The following is a 16,788-nucleotide window of genomic DNA, read 5'->3' on the forward strand; positions in this document are numbered from 1 at the left end:
CGGCAAGGCTGCCGGGGGCCATATCGACTCTTTACTTAAGAAATTCTCTACAAAACGTAAAGGTTAATTAAACGATGCGGTCAGGCTCATGCCTGAAAAAGCGTTGTATCCGCGAATCCCCATGTAGTAGGTGCCTGCCGCCGGGGTGCTGACGGTGCAGGTTTCGTTGTTGCCCCAGAGGTAGGGGCGGCAGTCGTAGGTGTAGGTGTCCGGTTTTTCCCCGAAGCGGGTGTAGAGGTCGCCGTCCCCGCTGCCGCCGCTGATCTCCATGGTCAGGCTCGAAACGCCGGACGGGACCACGATTTTGTAGTAGATCCAGTCGCCCTGGGCTGCCGAAAGGTTGGTGACGGCAACACCGTTTTGGAGAACGGGCACGGTGTCGGGGGTTGTAGCTGTCACCGATGCCGTTGCCTGGTCCGAGGCACCGTCATCGTCGGTGACGGTGAGGGTGACGATGTAGGATCCGGCTGCTGCGTAGGTGTGGGCCGGGTTGGTGGCGGTGGATGAGGTTCCGTCGCCGAAATCCCACTGGCGGGAGGCGATGGTCCCGTCGCTGTCCTGGCTGGTGTCGGTGAAGCTGGCGGTCAGGTTGTTGACAGCCGTTGAGAATGAGGCCTCAGGGGGCTGGTTGGCCGAGCCTCCCATGTTCCGGGTGTAGAACTTGGTCTCCAGGTTTTTTCCGGTGACCGCCAGGGTGTACTCCCCGGCAGTGATGGTGTGTGAAATGGAGACCGCGCCGCTGGCATCGGTGATGGCCTTGAAGAGAGTCCCCTGCTGATAGAGGGCGACCAGGGCCCCCGGTACGGGGTTTCCGCCCGAGGTGACCACGCAGTCAAAGGGGGTGTTGGCCTGTGCCGAAGTGGCAGACAGGGACAGGGGAAGGGGCGCTGCCGTGCGTACCTGAAGCGAGGCATCCCCGAAGATGGTCCAGGTTTTGATGGTGTCCAGGTCGGAAGAGGTGGAGGACTCGGCGTACATGAGGATGAGCCCGTTGAACACAAGGGACCCGAAGGTGGAACGCCCATCGGTTGTGGAGGTGCCGCTTCCCGGGTTTGTGGAGTAGTCGTATCCGCCCACCAGCATATCGTTCATGTAGTCCTGGCCCCGCATGGGGGGCGTCCAGGGCTGGTTGATGGTGGCCATCACCGTGGCAACGGCGCCGCCTCCGTTTTTCTTGAGCCAGCTTTCTGCGAAACAGTCGCCCCCGTTGTGGAATTCGCCGTTGACACAGGCCACGGAAATAATCACGGGCAGCTGGGAGCCGTTGGTCAGGGACGATATATTGCTGTTGCTGAAGCCTGTGGTGCCCCACGAGGTGTGGGAACCGTGGCCGGTGTAGTTGATGAGGGAGAGTCCGCCGTTGACATACCCGCTGACAGAGGAGGCCGAGCCGCTCTGGTACACTTCGTTTACGGTGCTGTAAGTCGATGGCAGCAGCTTGTACTCCTTGATGACGTCCACATGCTCGTAGTCGGCTTCACCGTCGTCACCGCTGCCGCTGCCTTCACCGGAACCGATCCCCAGGGCCGTGGGGTACCAGCTGCCGGAAAGCTGAGGGCTTTTTTCGTAACCTACGGTCTTGTCCACCTGCACCGTGACATCCGAGGCGCTTTGGGCTGAAAACCTGCCGATGATGAGGTCCGGGTAATAGTCGCTGCCCGCCACGCAGCCCAGCATGGGGTCTGTGGGAGCGTTGGCCGAAGTCCCCAGCTCCGATTTGATGTCGGCCCAATCCCCCACCAGCTGAACGTAGAGCAGGGAGGGGTGGGACGCGTAGAACTGGGAAATGCTGTTTTTCACCAGGGTCCCGGTGGACACCTCCAGGGTGTGGACAGTAATCCCTTTTTGACGTTTCCACGTTACGTAAGGGGCGATGGCGGACGCATCGCGGGAGGTGTGGATCACAAGGAGCTCCCCTGCCTCGCCGATGGACCGGGCGGCCGGGGCATAGTTGATGAACATGTCGCGATAGATGGCCTCCATCTCCGGTGCCACGGAGCGCATCGGGGCGCTCAACGCGTTGGCTCCTTCACCGCTTCCCGTGGAGAGGGTGACAATCACCGAGTGGTAAACTTTCAGGATGTTTTTTGTTCCATGGGCCCTGAAGGGATAGACGTGGATGTCTGTCCCCCGGACATCTCGAAGGATGTAGGGCTCGGAGGCCGTGGCAACCTTGTCCGGGTACCAGCGGCCCGTGCGTGCCGACGGCGCGGTTTCGTACGGGATATCGGCAGGATTCTGGTTGCGGTAGATCACCCCTCGGGAGGGGAGCATGGGGTAGGCAAGGGGGATCTCCGTGACGTTCCCTGGTTCTACGGAGATGTGCAGGTCCCCGCTTGCCGGAAGGGCCACGGATGCGTGGATAAAGGGCAGCTCCGCATACCCCTTTTTCTTGGTCGTGATCTTGCCCGGAAAGAGGATCTCGGTGTAGATGGTGCCGTTTTTATCCACGGGGTTGAGGGTGTAATCCCCCAGGGTGAACTCCAGGACGATCTCCTGGGGGGTGGATCGGAGAAGGGATACGTCAAATCCGTCTCCCGCCTGGACAGCCACAGCGGAAAGGACATACGTGATGATGACCGCGGCAACCATGCCCAATCGTTTTGTCATGACATTCTCCTTTGCTTCAGTTGTGGGTGAGCCCCTCGACATTTGATAAACGAGGGCTTTGAGTGAGCCCTGAAAAAGGAGTTCTCCTTTCAGGGATATATCCGGGAAACGATAAAAAGATCGGTGGACCAGGCCACAGGCAAACGAAACGCGATTTTCATTGCGATAAATCGGCGATAAATATGCGTAATAATGAGAGTGAATAAGGCAGGCTGTTCCAAATCCAGGGCCCTTCAGGTTGGGCCGGGTATTTCGCGAGAGTAAAGTTGACCGTATAGGGATCTATTTCGCCAGTCAAACATTTTGATGGCTCAAGTGCAAAGATTTGGAAACTTTATAATTCTGAAAAAATATTCGGTAGGATTATGAGCGTGGATTGAAAATTCGGGCAACGATTCGGGTGGTTGAGCGGAGCCGTACCTGATTGGTACCGTGTTTGGTATGTTTCCGTTCTCCTTTGTGTCGGCGCGTTTCAACGCCGGGTAACAGGGCCGTGGCTCAACAGGGAGGGATCGTGTGTGCTGCTGACCCGGATATTTTATAAGGAAACGGCCAGGTTGGATAAACAAGCTGTTATTACTGATTGTTGTTCTGGGAGGGTGGATATTTTGTAACTATTCAGTTCAAAAGCGCCTCCGGCGGCCCTGCCGGGGCCAAACTTTTAAAACGTTTGACAAACAGGTTTTACGAGCGACTTGGGACGACTTTAAGTTATCGACAAGCCGACTCTTCAAAACATAACCGATATGCCTCGCCTTCAGCCGTCCGGCCCCAACGGGGCTGGACGGCTAAAGGCGAGGCAACCGGAACGTTTTTGCGGAGCTTTTTTCAAAAAGCGACCCGCCGGAGGCAACTGAATAGTTACGATATTTTAAAAATGCAAAATGTATTTCACCGTTTTCTTATCGCGTTTCTCTCCCTTCGGGCGAACCGGGCTAACGTGTCAGATACCTTTCGAAGCTCAGCATCGCCCGTTGAACGGTGTCCGGCCTGAGGTATAAAAACAGGCCGCAGCCGTTCAGGGTGACGGTTACCCAAAAAAGGGCGCGGAACGATTTTTTCCTGGTTTTGTGGCGAAAGGACTCCTGGGCGATGATGGCTCCGGGCCAGCCACCGGCAAGGGCAAGCAGGTGAAGCGTTCTCTCCCGGGTTCGCCACCTGCTTCCCTTGGCAGCGGATTTGTCCAGTGCATAGGCCAGGAAGGCCGCGATACTTCCGCCGAGGTAGACGGCTGCTATGGTCACCGACACTTCCCCAAGCCAGGCGGCCAGCAAGATGCCGAGCAGGAAGCAGGCGGCAGCCGTGATTCGCAATCTCCCCATCACATGATCCCTTCTCACGGCAACGCCGAGGTCTCTTTTACTCGAAAGTCGGTGGTGCCGATGGTTTGTGCCAGGTCGCCGAAGTAGAGGCAGAAAAGCTCATGGCTGTCTCCCAGGAAGAGGCGTTCACGCTCATGGGGAGGAAGGCCCTCGAACTCCCGCGTGTCGATAAAGGGCGGCAGCACCATGGCCACGTTTTGGGTGATAGATAGCATCTTATCCAGAAGAGCGTCCGCAGGCGGCTGTGTATTGGAGCCTAAAAACCGATACATGTGCTCGGGGCCGGTGACAGCCCAATCCGGGTCCATGAACACCGCGTCGATCATGGGAAGGGTCTCTATGGTCTCAGGGTTCATGATATCTCCTGAGACAAAGGACACCCGCTCCGAAAGCCCGGCCCGATGGACGTTTTGGATGGCTTTTTCCCGGGTGGGGCCATGGATTTCAACGGTTGTCACCCGGGCCGCTGTCCTGGCAAGGGAGATGGTCGTGAATCCCGCACCGCTGCACGTCTCTAAGACACAACGTCCGGTGAATCGCTTTGCAAAATGTGAGGTGAAGCGTTCATCGATTCCCATGATGAAGGTACGCTCGTCTGCGGTGTAGTCGTCGCCGAATTTTGTTCTGATGGCTTCCTGGCTGATCATCATATGCGTCGGATTTCCCATGGTATGCGTTTTTTCGAAGATGCGCGAAACAGGCCGGGGGCTCAGCGCTGGGCATCGTAAAATGACGTATTCGATGGGTATCACAGGCAACAAGATGAGGCAAAGGGGATTTCAGGGCCAACACATTTAAAAAACAGTTGCCTCCGGCGGGGCGCTTTTTGATAAAAGCCCCGCAAAAAACTTTCCGGTAATAAATAGAAAAAGAAGATGGGCTATGCCCTGCAGGGGCATCCTTAAAAAACAAAACCTGTTTGTCTAACTTTTCAAAGGTTTGGCCCCTCGGCAGGGCCGCTGGATGCCAAATTCTAAATGCGTTCACCCTGAAGGGGATTTGTCTGAAGTAAAAGAGGGCGGGCCGGGAGAGGGCAGATGGGGCCCGCAGGTCTCGAAACGTGCGCATGCCTCTCTCCCGGAGCGCAAGACGGTGTTACCTGTTATCATCCTTGCATGGCAGAGAGATCCCCAGGCAGATGCGTTCCCGCTCGGCGTCGATGCTCAGCACAACGGCATCGATATCATCCCCTTCGGTGAGATGGGAGATGGCTTCTTCACCATTTTCGTACGGGCTGTCTGAGTAGAATGTCAGGCCGGTAACCCCTCCTTCCAAGGTCACAAAAAGGCCGATGTTGCTCACAGATGAGAGGGTGCCCCGGACCCTGTCGCCTTTCTTATGGGTCTCGGCAAACTGTTCCCACGGGTTGGGGTGGCACTGCTTAAGGCTCAAAGAGAAGGAACCCTTATGCGCGTTGACGTCCAGAACCATGACCTCGATGGTGTCACCCACCTGAACGACGTTGCTGGGGTGAATGTTCGTGTTGGTCCAGTCCATCTCGGAGACATAGACAATGCCCTCGAAGCGGTCTTCGATTTCAACAAAACACCCGTAGTCCACGATCCGGGTGACGCGACCACGGACACGGCTTCCTTCCGGGCAGCGTGCGGCAAGGTCCTCCCACGGGTTCTCCCCGCATTGTTTGAGACCGAGGGCGATGGCGCCGCTCTCTGTGTTAACGCGCAGGACCATCACGTCCACAAGGTCCCCCTGGCTGAGCATGTCGGCTGGGCGGAGGGTCTTGTCGGTCCAGTGCAGGTCCGTGGCGTGGAGCAATCCTTTCACACCGTCTTCTAATTCCACAAGGCATCCGTAGGGCTGCAGTTGGGTGACGCGGCCTCGGACTTTCTGCCCTTCCGGGTAGCGGAGGGAAATGGCCTCCCATTGATTCTCGTTATTCATGGGTACTCCTGAATATGTGCGGTGCTGAAAAGTGCAGCGGCAACCCGCTTTTTAGGTGGCTTACCTCGTCGCCGGAGGCAGCCAGGTTAAAGATGCCTCCGGCGGCCCTGCCGGGAGCTAAACTTTTAAAAAGTTTAATAAACAGGTTTTAAAAACAGATTCGGCTTAATCTGAATCAATAGCGAATGTGATTTTCCCTGAGGAACGAAGGGGAAAGCGCATTCGCAACCTGCTTTCGAGGTGGCACACCTCGCCGCCGGAGGCATTGCTTTTGATTTTTGTTATTCCACTCGCTACAGACCCTCGGCCATGCGGGCAGCAAGCTTAGGGAGCAGATCGTTTGCCACGTCCTTGATGGCCCTTTCGGCGGCAGCCTTTCTGCTGCTCGCGCCGCCAAGGGCCGTCCCGTGGGCTGAAGCGATGATGCTGCGGCTGGCCGTGTCGTAGGCGGTCACCGACATGCGTGCGCGGTAGACAACGCCTCGGCCGCGCCTGCCGGAATACTGCACGTCGACTTTTTCAACGACGAGGATCGTTGCTTTGGACCCTGAACCGTTTGTGTGCCTGTCACTATGCTGGCCACGGCTTTGCACCTGAAACCCCTTTTTCCTGAAAAGGTCGGCACTCACCGGAGAGAGTATGGAGGTTGCATCGACACCGGCGTCGTTCTGACGGGTGTGGATCTTGAGCTGCACACAGGATGTTTCGGGCGTTCTCAACGCATAGGTAAACCGTACCGAAGGCCCGGACAAAACCCCCTCCCACGAGGGGCCGGGCTTTTCACCCAACGCGTCTTTGATGATGCGGTTCCAGTCCACGGTTACCTCAACCGGGTTGAGGGGCGTTTGGGTGGCGGCCACCCCCAGGATTCGGACGGAAGCCTTGCCGCCCGGGCCTGTGGCAACGGCCTGGGCTTTACTCGTCGATCCCGGTGAAAAGGTTGCTTTTACCGGCAGGTTGGCCAGGGGCGTGGTGCCATGGACCATGGCCTTAACGCGCAATGTCTCGGCAAGGCCGCTGCCCTTTTTGGCGGTTTGCATGTCTCCGCCCAGGCCCATGAGGCTCAGGCTGCCTTTGATCTTTGCCACTTCATCGTACGGGTCGCGGGGAGGCGTCTCCTTGCCCGCCGGTGCCATGGGGTCCAGGACGGCGATCATCTGCCTGTTGTCCATGTACCTGCGGTAATGGTCCAGGGCTTTGATTCCCTTGTGCAGGGCGCCGATGGTGTCCCCTTTTTCCAACAGCTCTTTGCATTGGCGGGATAATTCAGAAACACGGGAGCTGTGACGAGTCATCTCCGATGCCAGCCGGTGGGCCGTTTCCGGTTTGTTCAGCACGGCAATGGCGTAATGGAGCTGGTCCTTTTTGCTGTAATAGCGATCGGCAATGGTGATTCCCTGGAGCAGGATGTCGACGTTTTCCGTTGAGTCGATGGCTGTCTCCGAGGTGTAGGTCTGGGGCAAAGACGCTCTGGTTTTCTGCTTTTTACGTGAGCTGAGGCTACTCTGGATATTGACCCTCAGCTGCTTGGCCACCTCCAGGCGTGCGTTGGCATCGGCTTTCTGCATATCTGCCTGCGGGTCCCGCGATCGGGAGGAGAGGCCTACCCCCACAAGGAAATGCTCAGGTGCATATCCGGGGTGTGTGCTGTTTGTCACCCAGGCGGGCTGCCCTGCGCTGCAGCCTGCCGCAAGGATGAGAAGGACAACAGGGATCAGTTTTTTCATGGACATGATGATCTCCGAAATGGGTGGTGGGCTTCCGAGGCAGGGTGCAAGCGCCCTTGCTGACCCCGAAGCCCAGAATACCAGTCAGCAGCGTATCAGGACGCCATGGTCACAACAGTGAGATGCGCCGTGTTGCAACGGCGCGACGATGTGACGCCCTGTTCTTTCAGCAGCCTGTCGTCCAGCCTGAACTGTTTGATTTTTTCGAGCTCCTTGAAAAATACATCGTCGGGGCTGAGGGTGCAGGCCCGCTTCAGCTGTTCCAGGGCTTTGGTGTAGTGGCCGCTGTAGCCGTAGGCCACGCCCAGGTCATAATGGGCCCGTGCCCGAAGTTTTTCATCGATGTCGGGGTTTCTCTCGGCTTCGGCAACCGCGGTTTCAAACATATCGATGGCCGTTGCCCAGTCCCCTGTTTTGGCGAATTTAATGCCGGTCTCAAGCCAGGGGAGGTCATCGTCGTCATAGAGTTTCACGCTGTTGTAAACGGTGTAAGGCGCGATCATTCTCATGAACTTGCCGATCAATTTATCCTGCAAAGAGGTGAACACCTTCTCTTTGTCCCAGGTGACCTCCGGCCTTTCTTCCCGTCGCGACTTGGATTTGGACTTGGTCTCGTCAATTACTTTGGTTGCGATGATCTCACCGGTGGAGGTGTCCACCATTTTAAAGCCCACCTTGAGATGCCAGTTGCCCTTTACCTTGTAGCGGCGGCATGAATATTTTTTCCCGTCCTCACGGCAGGTTGCCTTGGAAGAGCTTCGCTTCTGGGTGTATTTCCGTTTGTACACCTGCCCGAAGATCAACGCACTGCTGCCCATGACTTTGCCTAACCTGACGGAGTTGTTTGGGTTGGCAATATCGGACATGGAGAGGTTTTGCTCTTTCAAGATGCGGTTCAGGTTCGTCCGGTCCAGAACATGGAACCGGTCGCTCTCGAAGAGCTGTTGCGTCAGGGTGTCGCTGATTTCGCGGCCATGGGTCCCCTTAAAGGGAAAGACCGTGACATTTTTGTACGATGAAAGGTTGATCTCTGCAGGCTTCAGGCGGGGCACTTTCAGCTTGGATGCACAGGATGTCATCAGGATACAAATGAAAAAACAGGAAAATACAGAAATGGCACACTTTTTGGTAAAACAAAATCTCATACGACCCCCTCGGATTCGATGCAAAAGGAACAACAGAATGTCAACCCAGAATCGAAGGGTACTACTATAGCCCAATATATTTAGTCAATTTGTTTCTAAAAATTGTGACTGGCTGGTAGGTGTGGGACAAGGTCGTCTGGAAGGGGATGGGGCGACTGGTTTTCGGAAGGGCAATGGGTGGGTGTGCTGGACGCATCGCGGTTGTTTTCGGAATCGGGCACGGCAGGCTGCATTATGAACGTGGAGCCAATGCGTTGTGCCCGATATCTATGATTGAATCAGGATGGGCTTTTAATGAGTACTTTTTTTGAAAAGCCCTGTCTGATATCGACGAGGCTGATGTGGAAGTCGCTGTACTCTGCCTTCAGGGCTCCCTTTATCGCTATAATTTGAACCGGAATCATGGAGGCCCAAATGATAAATGGGCGAAATTTTGCCGTAATGGAACGTTCGTGTAACATGATGGCTCCACCGACATCAATGAGGCCGAGGAAAAGGCCCACTATGATGCCGATGAGAAGAGAGAAGGCAATGGTTCTCCAAAGGAAGCTGAACCAGACTTTAATTGCTACTTTCCACGATACATCCACTGCGGTTACCTCCATAACATTGAAATGGTTTTCTGAATGCTTGCTGGATAATGCTGAAGCGCTTAGCTGTGAACAGTGTTGGGGCTATGCCCATGGGGTTGAATTGAGACGTTAGCTGGGTGGTCATTCCTATGTGTATGACGAATCACTTTTTGAGATATTTATACTTTTCGAGATAAAAGTAAATAAAAAAATGAGGTGTGTATCTGTGATTGCTTTTTCGCGAGTGCAGAGGCGGGGTACACATACTTTCAGATGTATAGATCGGTAAATTGCCATAATGGCAATTTGATTTAAGTTATTTTTGTGTGGGGTGTATTTTCTTTGCGACAACAGAATAGGAATGCCAGTGCTTATCGCCTGCCGTGGCTGTGGGCCCCATTTCATCCCGTTCATGGAAGTGTTCCATCTTAAAGCCGGAAAACATGCCGTAGACCTGATCCACGCTCAGGAAGGTCATGGCTGTATTGGCCGACCATTCATCGCGGTCACCGAAAAGTGTCCCGGCAAACCGACCACCAGGCTGGATGGAACTGGCAACAATCTTCCAGAGGGTATGGAATGCCTCCGGTCTGCAAAATGGGAGGGATAAGCTGGCGTTCACCAGCAAAGCGGTTGGCAAAGACTGAATTTCCTCAAACAGCGACACGCGGGTTTTCAGGTGGTTCGCATGGGGAGCGGCTTTTTCCTCAACCGTGCGTATGGCTTCCGGTTCCTTGTCGACTGCAAAGACGGACCATCCCGCAGTCAGAAGGCTCAGGCAATCACCCCCGGCACCACACCCAAGGTCCACAGCGATTTTTTCTGCGCCATGGAAGGGCTCATGGTCAAAAAAAGACAGCGCTTTTACAAGCGTTGGCCTGGGAGGTATGTCGTTTGTCTTGTGGCAGTATGTTTTCCAACAGAGATTGTTCACTTGTACCCCTCCCGTTGAGGCGTCACTGTGCTTGATATCCGCCTGGGACGATGGGCTATTTTTGTTACCCAAAGGCGGTGCGTACATGACGGTAAAACGGTCTATGGGGTTATGTCTACAGGAAAATGCCACTATTTTTGGGGATAGCTGGCAGGTATGGCCGGTGTGGGGTGCGGAAGGGGTTTGTGATAGGGGGACTTTGAGTGGGGGACTTTGAGTGGGGGGCAGACGAGATGTTTCCCAAAGGCTGCCCATCCACGCGGCACCAGAGGGTTGGACGCCTCTGGGAAATGGTCGTGTCTGATACTCTGTTACTTATCAGCTAACTCAAGGGCCTGTTTAAATGTTGTTGAAAGCCTTTTATTTATAACGTGATGTGGTTTGATACTTTTACCGTAATGTAACTCCGCCAAAAGGACAATGTCGTTGTACGCCACCTTGACTCCGTCTTTTTCCGTTTCATACACAAGAATTTTCTGGCAAAAAGCATCAAGACCCAGCTTTGGAAATTTCGCCATTGCCGCACCACCCGCAGCGGGGCCGCCGAAAAGGAGGAGCTTCATTTTGGGTAGTTCGTCACCGATGCTTTTTGCGTCTTCATCATAATTGATCGTGGAAAACCACAGGGTGTCCCCTTCGGCCATGATACTGTTTTTCAGCCGTTCAATGGTCTCTTCGAGAAGAAACGGGGAGGATAGATAATTGATTCCGTATTCAAGGGTAACACCCTTTCCGTCAACCACGGAGACAACGTCCGGCGGCAGCTTTTTCAAAGGAGTTGTGAACGCTTGTGTATACTCATCCAAACTCACCGAGGCATCCAGCCCGTGTCTTTTCCTTAAAAAATCAGCGGAAGCATAAAGAACGTTTGCTGTCTGTCCCTGCATCTCGTCGCTGTATACAAGAATGCGAAATGGAAGGTCCAACCCGATAAGGGGGGAGTGTTTGAGTAAGGGGGTATTTACCTTTGGGTCATTGTAGATGGTGACCTGGGACGCAGGCATGTCAACCCCTTGTTCTTGTGCAAGGCGGGCATGATCAATCATCAGGACAATCTCTTTTTCAGGGATTTTTTCACCAATGGCCTGGCTGTACTTGTCAACACCACTGAATCGGGTTTGGGGCTCGCTGTCGGATTGACACCCGATAAAAACCGAAGGTGTCACACCAAAGAGAAGTACGACAAGCCAGGTGATTGCTGCCGGATATTTCATGTTACCTCCTCGGGGGTGGCCACTTGCGAGTGAACATCAGCCATAATGAGGCGAATATATTTTATGAACTCAGCGCACGATACCGACACACCATCCCTGATGGATCAGGGGTGCTCTTTGATCCAGCTAAGGACCATTTTCTGAAACTCCTCGTGAGCATCCTGATACGAAAAATGGCCGCAGTTGCTGAATACATGAAGCGTGCTGTTTGGAAGTCTTTTGTGGAGGCGCTCTCCATTGTCGAGTTTGAGCAGTTCATCGTTTTCTCCCCAGAAAATCAGGGTGGGAACCTGAATGCCTTCAAGGAGAGGGTCCACTTGTGCCAAGCTTTGGGGGTACCCTTCGAACCACTTCAAGATGATGTCCATCCGTTTTGCGTAGGCGTTTTTATAATCGGAGATTTCTTCTGTATTCGGTACGTAATTTACGTACCCGACCCGGTTGCCTGCCTCAACCAAGGCACCGCCACCGGCAATGGTCATGATACGGCGCCAAAACGCGGAGTACACCATTTTGTCGATGATGCTTCCATTGGACGACGGCTCGATTGCCGGGCCGTCTCCCACCAGAATGCTTTTTACCTTAGCTGTGTTTCCATTGCCTGCCCCCACATGGTAGAGGATGGTCGGCATGCCGATATCCGGGCCCAAAAGGTGGGCATCCTTAATCTCGAAGTGTTCTAAAAAGGCACCCAGAAATTCCCCTTGAGCTTTGAAGTTCATGTACTCTGTGCCCCCTTCACTATGCCCGAACCCAGGGAGGTCGTAAGCGAAGAGGTTTGTGTGCTCCGCAAGCCCTTCCCATATGGGAGCGTAGGCCTGTATGCTTTGGGGGAGGGGGCAGAGAAGCACGAGGGTCGGCTTTCCTTCAGCCGGTGAGTGGGCGTAACGTACGGTGGTTCCGTTTAATTTGACGGATTTCAGCGGAAGCGGGTACAGGGTGGGAAACGTCGGTTTGGACGGTTGATAACCAGATGCGGCTCTCAGGCGCCTGAGGTGTGAAGATTCCGGGGTTACCATCATGAGGGCTGATGCATTTATACGGTCCATTGTGGAAATTGTCGTCAGTGGCTGAGTTTTCAAATGGTCATTCATTATTTATCTCCTAAATAGGGAAAGCCTTTCCATGCTTAAAGGTTATAGCGATTGAACGTAAACCTTGCCGGCACGTTCTGATCTATTCCATGTCAGACCCTATGCGGTGCAGGCCGTCGAGAAGTGGTGCCCAGAAAAAGGTAAGTGAGAAACTAAATGTACTCATTCGAATATCCCCTGGATCAGAGTCGTTGATGGTGGTTTGATAACCCAAATCCAGAACCAGATTCCGAGTGAGCTGCGTTCCAATGGTTGCACCGACACTTGAAAAATTCTCTCCATCTGTCTCGATGGGGCCTACTTCCGAGTCACCCAGCTGTAAATACGTGTAATCAAGAGACGCCCAGAGGTTGTCACTCAGGTCGTGTGTTAAGTGGGCGGCTATGCTGAAACCCGGGTCCGTGCTCTGGGTCAGGTTTCCGGTGGGGCCGTAATCGTCGTTATCGCCATACAGGATAACGGCAGGAATTATTTCAAGGGACGTTCGATGGCCAGGCCCCCAGACATCCCCTATCTGGTAAATCATCGGCAGGCCGATACGCCCCCAAAAACGATTCATCCCCATGTTGATGGCTTCGCCCTTGTTGTATTCTCCCAGTGGAACGCTTAAATCCGCCAGGAAATCAACCGAAAACCCGGGGTTGTACCTGAGTGCATCAGGTAGGTTTCGTTGCGGGCCAGGCCCGATGAGGTTTATGTTGAATTCGAAAAACGGATCTCCAAATCCGTTGGCCGAAGAATCAATCGGATTTGCGGAGCCGTATGTGCTCCTGATGGAAATATCTCCCATGGGTTGAAGGTAGGCAAACTGGGCAGAACGGCCAAATAGTGCAAAATTTCGTGCATATCCGGCAAACACAATGTTTGCATCGATATTGGCATCTGCGTTAATCGTATAGCTGGGATCCAGGGGATTGACATTGCCATCCATGCTAAGACCCAGGATCGGCGTGAAATTCGTACCGATTAACGTCTTATGGTAAAACCGTGGCGGCAGCGAGACCGCAGCGGCGGTCACTGAAAAAGCCAAAAGGACTGTCAGCAGTACGCATGTAACGACCAAGTGGGAAGCTCTTGTTTTTTTGTATACGTTCATAGTCACCGTCCTTGAGTCTAATCCTTGGGGTCAGCAAGCATATCCGTTGGCGGTATGTATTGTTTTCGATACAATCCCGGGGGGTACTCGTCGTACATGGGAAACCTCAGGGGTTTGTTCCACCAGAGGCTTTCTGACAAGGCTCTATTGGGCAAGATAATATTGTTTTTGGGCATATACTCATTTTCATAAAGGGCTACCAATTCCTTCAGCACATTCGGCTTATCCTTTGCAAGGTCATGGCGCTCTGCCCAATCGGAGCTGAGGTCGAACAACTGCCATTCCCTTGTGCCGTATGGCCGCCAGTTATTGAGAATCTTCCAATTTCCCTTTCGAAGCCCCATGGCACCCATGATCTCCCAGCCAACCCAGTCATCGGGGCCCCTGACTGTTTTCGCGGGATCTTTGAGCATACCGAGCCAGCTCCGCCCGGATGTATCTCCGTTGGGGTAAACCTGGCCGGTCAGCTCTGTCAGTGTCAGCATGATATCGCTGACGTGCATGAAGTCATTGCGGATGCTGCCTGCTTCATGCTTGCTGTCGGGCATTTTTACAATGAGGGCATTTCGAATCCCTCCTTCAGAGGGAAAGGACTTATGTCCATAGAAGGGCGTTGTCGAAATTTGGGCCCAGCCGGGACCGTATTCCGGGTAGGACCGAGGCGTGCCCAGCACGTTGATGTGGTGCTCCTGGGACCAGTTTCGTGCCCTGAAAATATTGTTACTGAGGCCAGGTGCGGTGATTGCTTCAAAGGTATTGTTGCCTTCGGGGCCGTTGTCACCGAAAAAAATGACCACTGTGTTCTCATACTCTCCGATGTCTTTCAGGTATTGAATGACTCGGCCGATGTGATGATCCATATTGGTCATCATGCCGGCGTACAGCTCCATATGCCTTCCAAGCATGGCTTTTGTTATGGGTGCCAGAACTTCTGAATCCGGCAGGAACCAATAGCGTTCCGCCAACTCCACTCCCTCTGGCAGCAACCCCAATTCGTGCTGGGCTTTAAAGCGCTCTCTGTGAAAGTGTGTCCAGCCCTTGTCGTAGACTTCTTGATACATACTTCGCCATGGTTCGTCGACGTGATGAGGGTCATGGGGGGCTTGATACGCCAGATAGGCAAAGAACGGCTTTCCTGTTTTGCGGCCATCCTCAATAAAGGAGATCATTTTATCTGTATAAGTCTTGCTGGAATAATAACCGCGGGGAAGCTTTTTCAGGTACTTGCCGTCTTCCGTGAACATTAACTTGGGGTTGTCGGTATAGAGGTTTGTCATGTCATAATGGCTGCCATGGCTGTCAAGCATGACGAAGTCCCTGTCAAATCCGCGCGCTCTGGGTATGAGCTCAGGGAATCTGCCCAGGTCCCATTTACCGGTCACGTAAGTGGCGTATCCTGCTTGCCGCATCACGTCTCCCAGCGTCTTGTACTCTTCCCTTAGCCATCCCTCATAGCCGCGTCTTCCCACCTGATTTGGGGCTGTAAAAAGGTTCATTGTCCCCGCACCTGCGACGTGGTGGTCCACACCGGTCATCAAGGTAGCCCGGGTCGGGGTGCACATTGGGTTTGTATAAAAATTGGTAAAACGTACCCCTCCCATGGCCAGTTTATCGATATTGGGGGTTTGAATCTCACTTCCAAAGGAGCCTATATCAGCCCAGCCCATGTCATCCGTTAAAATAATCAGAATATTGGGCTGCTTTTGTTCTGCATGGGTCGAATATGGAAAAACCAGAAGTGCAAAGAAGCAAATAATCAGTAGCCGGAATGGCCTTTTATCTTGGCAGTACATAAGCAAACTCCTTGATAATGTAATTGTAAGAGTTTACGTCCCGTATAAAGTCGTAAGGGGCAGGGATGTTACATGTATCAGAATTCGTGGGAGACTTTGCTATCACTTTGGAAACATCTTTCCGGTACATTATTGCCCGGATAAGTAGGCCTGTTTCCTTGAAACGTTGGGCGGCATAATCGCAATCATAAATGGCGTTTGACGCAGTTCCATTCGGGGGGGACTGCAATCGCCGTTTGATGTTGTTGAGGCTCGGCAGCGACAGTCCATTTATCCATCATTCCTGACCGCGGTTGAACGAAGGAAGTCGCCTTTGATTGCGTTGTCTGCATGGTAGTGAATTGAAAGGAGGCTTTTGGGTTTGGTCTTACGCTGCAGAGGTTCCCATGTAGGGTAGGGCCGGGAAGATGGTTGGATGTATCACGCGAAAGGAATGGTGGAACAATGTAAAACGGGAAATCTGCAAATATGTATCTAAAAATAAAGTATATATGAAAAGCCGTCAACCCTTTTTCTGCCACTGCATTGGGCGGCGTGAGCCGAGTTTAACAGGGAGCGCCGTTAAAATTTTACTGCGGCTTTGTGTCTTCTTTACATTTGGAAGAAATCGTCAAATTTTCGGAGTATTGACGGGCTTACAATGTGTTTGAATAGTTGGGTGCAGAGATTTCTCATGCTTTGAGGAGCATGATATTCGAGGTTTATATCACTGTTAAGTGTGGTGGACTTTCAGTTACCGGCAGGCCTGGGTGTATATGGTGTCCAGGCCCACCGGGCTTGAAGGCCCACGGGGCATCTTCCATGAACTGTTATCAGGCCTGTTGGCCCTGGTATGCAGCGATACCCGGCCAGTTGCCTCTGTCCGTAAAGTCATTCACCCCAATGGCGGACGCATCCGGGGAGCCTTTCATCACCTCTTCCAGCAACTGGGTGCACCATTTGAATGTTTCCATGGCTTCTCCAAGGCAGTTGTGGCGAAACACAGAGATGTGGGCAACGAGCCCATGGTCGGTACAGGTGATTTTCATTCCGTTTGCAAAGTCTGAAATGTCCTCTTTTTCAGCGTCGATGGACAGGAGGAACAACCCATCACCGATGGCAAAGGCGGCGACACTGTAAAACGCCTCATTTTTGCTGTTCAGGGCTTTCTTTAAGAGGCCTGTCGCCTGTTTTTCGTCTTTGTTCACCTTGATGCAGATGAAGTAGGGATCATCATAGTCATCCAGCCCGTCAATGTAGCTCTTGGCGTCCTCTGGAAGTGTGAGGGTGTCATATATATCGCTGCTTAACATGCGGTATCCTTTTATGCTGAGTGTTTCTGTCCGCTATCGTGTCAGGGGATTTTTTTCTGCTTATGGCCCTGTCTCACGGTTTTTATT

General features: G+C 53.3%; 13 protein-coding genes. All 13 read right to left on the reverse strand.

Annotation, left to right across the window (positions count from 1 at the left end; all coding sequences use genetic code 11):
- Window positions 1–63: 63 nt before the first annotated feature.
- Window positions 64–2,610, reverse strand: coding sequence for a C25 family cysteine peptidase (locus tag MSL71_RS26765; protein ID WP_180146270.1), 2,547 nt, complete (start codon window positions 2,608–2,610; stop codon window positions 64–66).
- A gap of 935 nt (window positions 2,611–3,545) precedes the next feature.
- Window positions 3,546–3,932, reverse strand: a complete 387-nt coding sequence (locus MSL71_RS24065; RefSeq protein WP_180146273.1) for a DUF1294 domain-containing protein — start codon at window positions 3,930–3,932, stop codon at window positions 3,546–3,548.
- 14 nt (window positions 3,933–3,946) lie between these two features.
- The gene (locus tag MSL71_RS24070; protein WP_180146276.1) at window positions 3,947–4,582 is read right to left on the reverse strand and encodes an O-methyltransferase; all 636 of its coding nucleotides are present in this window, start codon (window positions 4,580–4,582) and stop codon (window positions 3,947–3,949) included.
- A gap of 445 nt (window positions 4,583–5,027) precedes the next feature.
- Window positions 5,028–5,834, reverse strand: a complete 807-nt coding sequence (locus MSL71_RS24075; RefSeq protein WP_180146279.1) for a S1 RNA-binding domain-containing protein — start codon at window positions 5,832–5,834, stop codon at window positions 5,028–5,030.
- Window positions 5,835–6,127: 293 nt separating this feature from the next.
- Window positions 6,128–7,561, reverse strand: coding sequence for an LPP20 family lipoprotein (locus MSL71_RS24080; RefSeq protein ID WP_180146283.1), 1,434 nt, complete (start codon window positions 7,559–7,561; stop codon window positions 6,128–6,130).
- A 95-nt stretch (window positions 7,562–7,656) separates the two neighbouring features.
- Window positions 7,657–8,640 (reverse strand): CsgG/HfaB family protein, encoded by a 984-nt coding sequence (locus tag MSL71_RS24085; RefSeq protein WP_180146286.1) that lies wholly within the window; start codon window positions 8,638–8,640, stop codon window positions 7,657–7,659.
- Between the two features lie 344 nt (window positions 8,641–8,984).
- Window positions 8,985–9,296: a hypothetical protein gene (locus MSL71_RS24090; protein ID WP_180146289.1), complete on the reverse strand. Its 312-nt coding sequence runs from the start codon at window positions 9,294–9,296 to the stop codon at window positions 8,985–8,987.
- 298 nt (window positions 9,297–9,594) lie between these two features.
- Window positions 9,595–10,212: a class I SAM-dependent methyltransferase gene (locus MSL71_RS24095; protein WP_180146292.1), complete on the reverse strand. Its 618-nt coding sequence runs from the start codon at window positions 10,210–10,212 to the stop codon at window positions 9,595–9,597.
- A 311-nt stretch (window positions 10,213–10,523) separates the two neighbouring features.
- Window positions 10,524–11,426 (reverse strand): DUF302 domain-containing protein, encoded by a 903-nt coding sequence (locus tag MSL71_RS24100; RefSeq protein ID WP_180146295.1) that lies wholly within the window; start codon window positions 11,424–11,426, stop codon window positions 10,524–10,526.
- A 104-nt stretch (window positions 11,427–11,530) separates the two neighbouring features.
- The gene (locus MSL71_RS24105) at window positions 11,531–12,520 is read right to left on the reverse strand and encodes an alpha/beta fold hydrolase (RefSeq protein WP_180146298.1); all 990 of its coding nucleotides are present in this window, start codon (window positions 12,518–12,520) and stop codon (window positions 11,531–11,533) included.
- Between the two features lie 82 nt (window positions 12,521–12,602).
- Window positions 12,603–13,616 carry a transporter gene (locus tag MSL71_RS24110; protein ID WP_180146300.1) on the reverse strand — a complete coding sequence of 338 codons (1,014 nt, stop codon included), beginning with the start codon at window positions 13,614–13,616 and terminating at the stop codon, window positions 12,603–12,605.
- 17 nt (window positions 13,617–13,633) lie between these two features.
- The gene (locus tag MSL71_RS24115) at window positions 13,634–15,409 is read right to left on the reverse strand and encodes an arylsulfatase (protein WP_180146303.1); all 1,776 of its coding nucleotides are present in this window, start codon (window positions 15,407–15,409) and stop codon (window positions 13,634–13,636) included.
- A gap of 812 nt (window positions 15,410–16,221) precedes the next feature.
- Window positions 16,222–16,701, reverse strand: a complete 480-nt coding sequence (locus tag MSL71_RS24120) for a hypothetical protein (RefSeq protein ID WP_180146306.1) — start codon at window positions 16,699–16,701, stop codon at window positions 16,222–16,224.
- Window positions 16,702–16,788 lie beyond the last annotated feature (87 nt).

Source organism: Desulfoluna butyratoxydans (assembly GCF_900699765.1).
Lineage (GTDB): Bacteria > Desulfobacterota > Desulfobacteria > Desulfobacterales > Desulfolunaceae > Desulfoluna > Desulfoluna butyratoxydans.

Excerpts from the sequence above, each read along its gene's own strand:
- MSL71_RS24115 (WP_180146303.1), bottom strand. The coding sequence starts at position 15,409 with ATGTACTGCCAAGATAAAAGGCCATTCCGGCTACTGATTATTTGCTTC.
- MSL71_RS24120 (WP_180146306.1), bottom strand. The coding sequence starts at position 16,701 with ATGTTAAGCAGCGATATATATGACACCCTCACACTTCCAGAGGACGCC.
- MSL71_RS26765 (WP_180146270.1), bottom strand. The coding sequence starts at position 2,610 with ATGACAAAACGATTGGGCATGGTTGCCGCGGTCATCATCACGTATGTC.
- MSL71_RS24100 (WP_180146295.1), bottom strand. The coding sequence starts at position 11,426 with ATGAAATATCCGGCAGCAATCACCTGGCTTGTCGTACTTCTCTTTGGT.
- MSL71_RS24080 (WP_180146283.1), bottom strand. The coding sequence starts at position 7,561 with ATGAAAAAACTGATCCCTGTTGTCCTTCTCATCCTTGCGGCAGGCTGC.
- MSL71_RS24075 (WP_180146279.1), bottom strand. The coding sequence starts at position 5,834 with ATGAATAACGAGAATCAATGGGAGGCCATTTCCCTCCGCTACCCGGAA.
- MSL71_RS24070 (WP_180146276.1), bottom strand. The coding sequence starts at position 4,582 with ATGATGATCAGCCAGGAAGCCATCAGAACAAAATTCGGCGACGACTAC.
- MSL71_RS24105 (WP_180146298.1), bottom strand. The coding sequence starts at position 12,520 with ATGAATGACCATTTGAAAACTCAGCCACTGACGACAATTTCCACAATG.
- MSL71_RS24085 (WP_180146286.1), bottom strand. The coding sequence starts at position 8,640 with ATGACATCCTGTGCATCCAAGCTGAAAGTGCCCCGCCTGAAGCCTGCA.
- MSL71_RS24065 (WP_180146273.1), bottom strand. The coding sequence starts at position 3,932 with ATGGGGAGATTGCGAATCACGGCTGCCGCCTGCTTCCTGCTCGGCATC.
- MSL71_RS24110 (WP_180146300.1), bottom strand. The coding sequence starts at position 13,616 with ATGAACGTATACAAAAAAACAAGAGCTTCCCACTTGGTCGTTACATGC.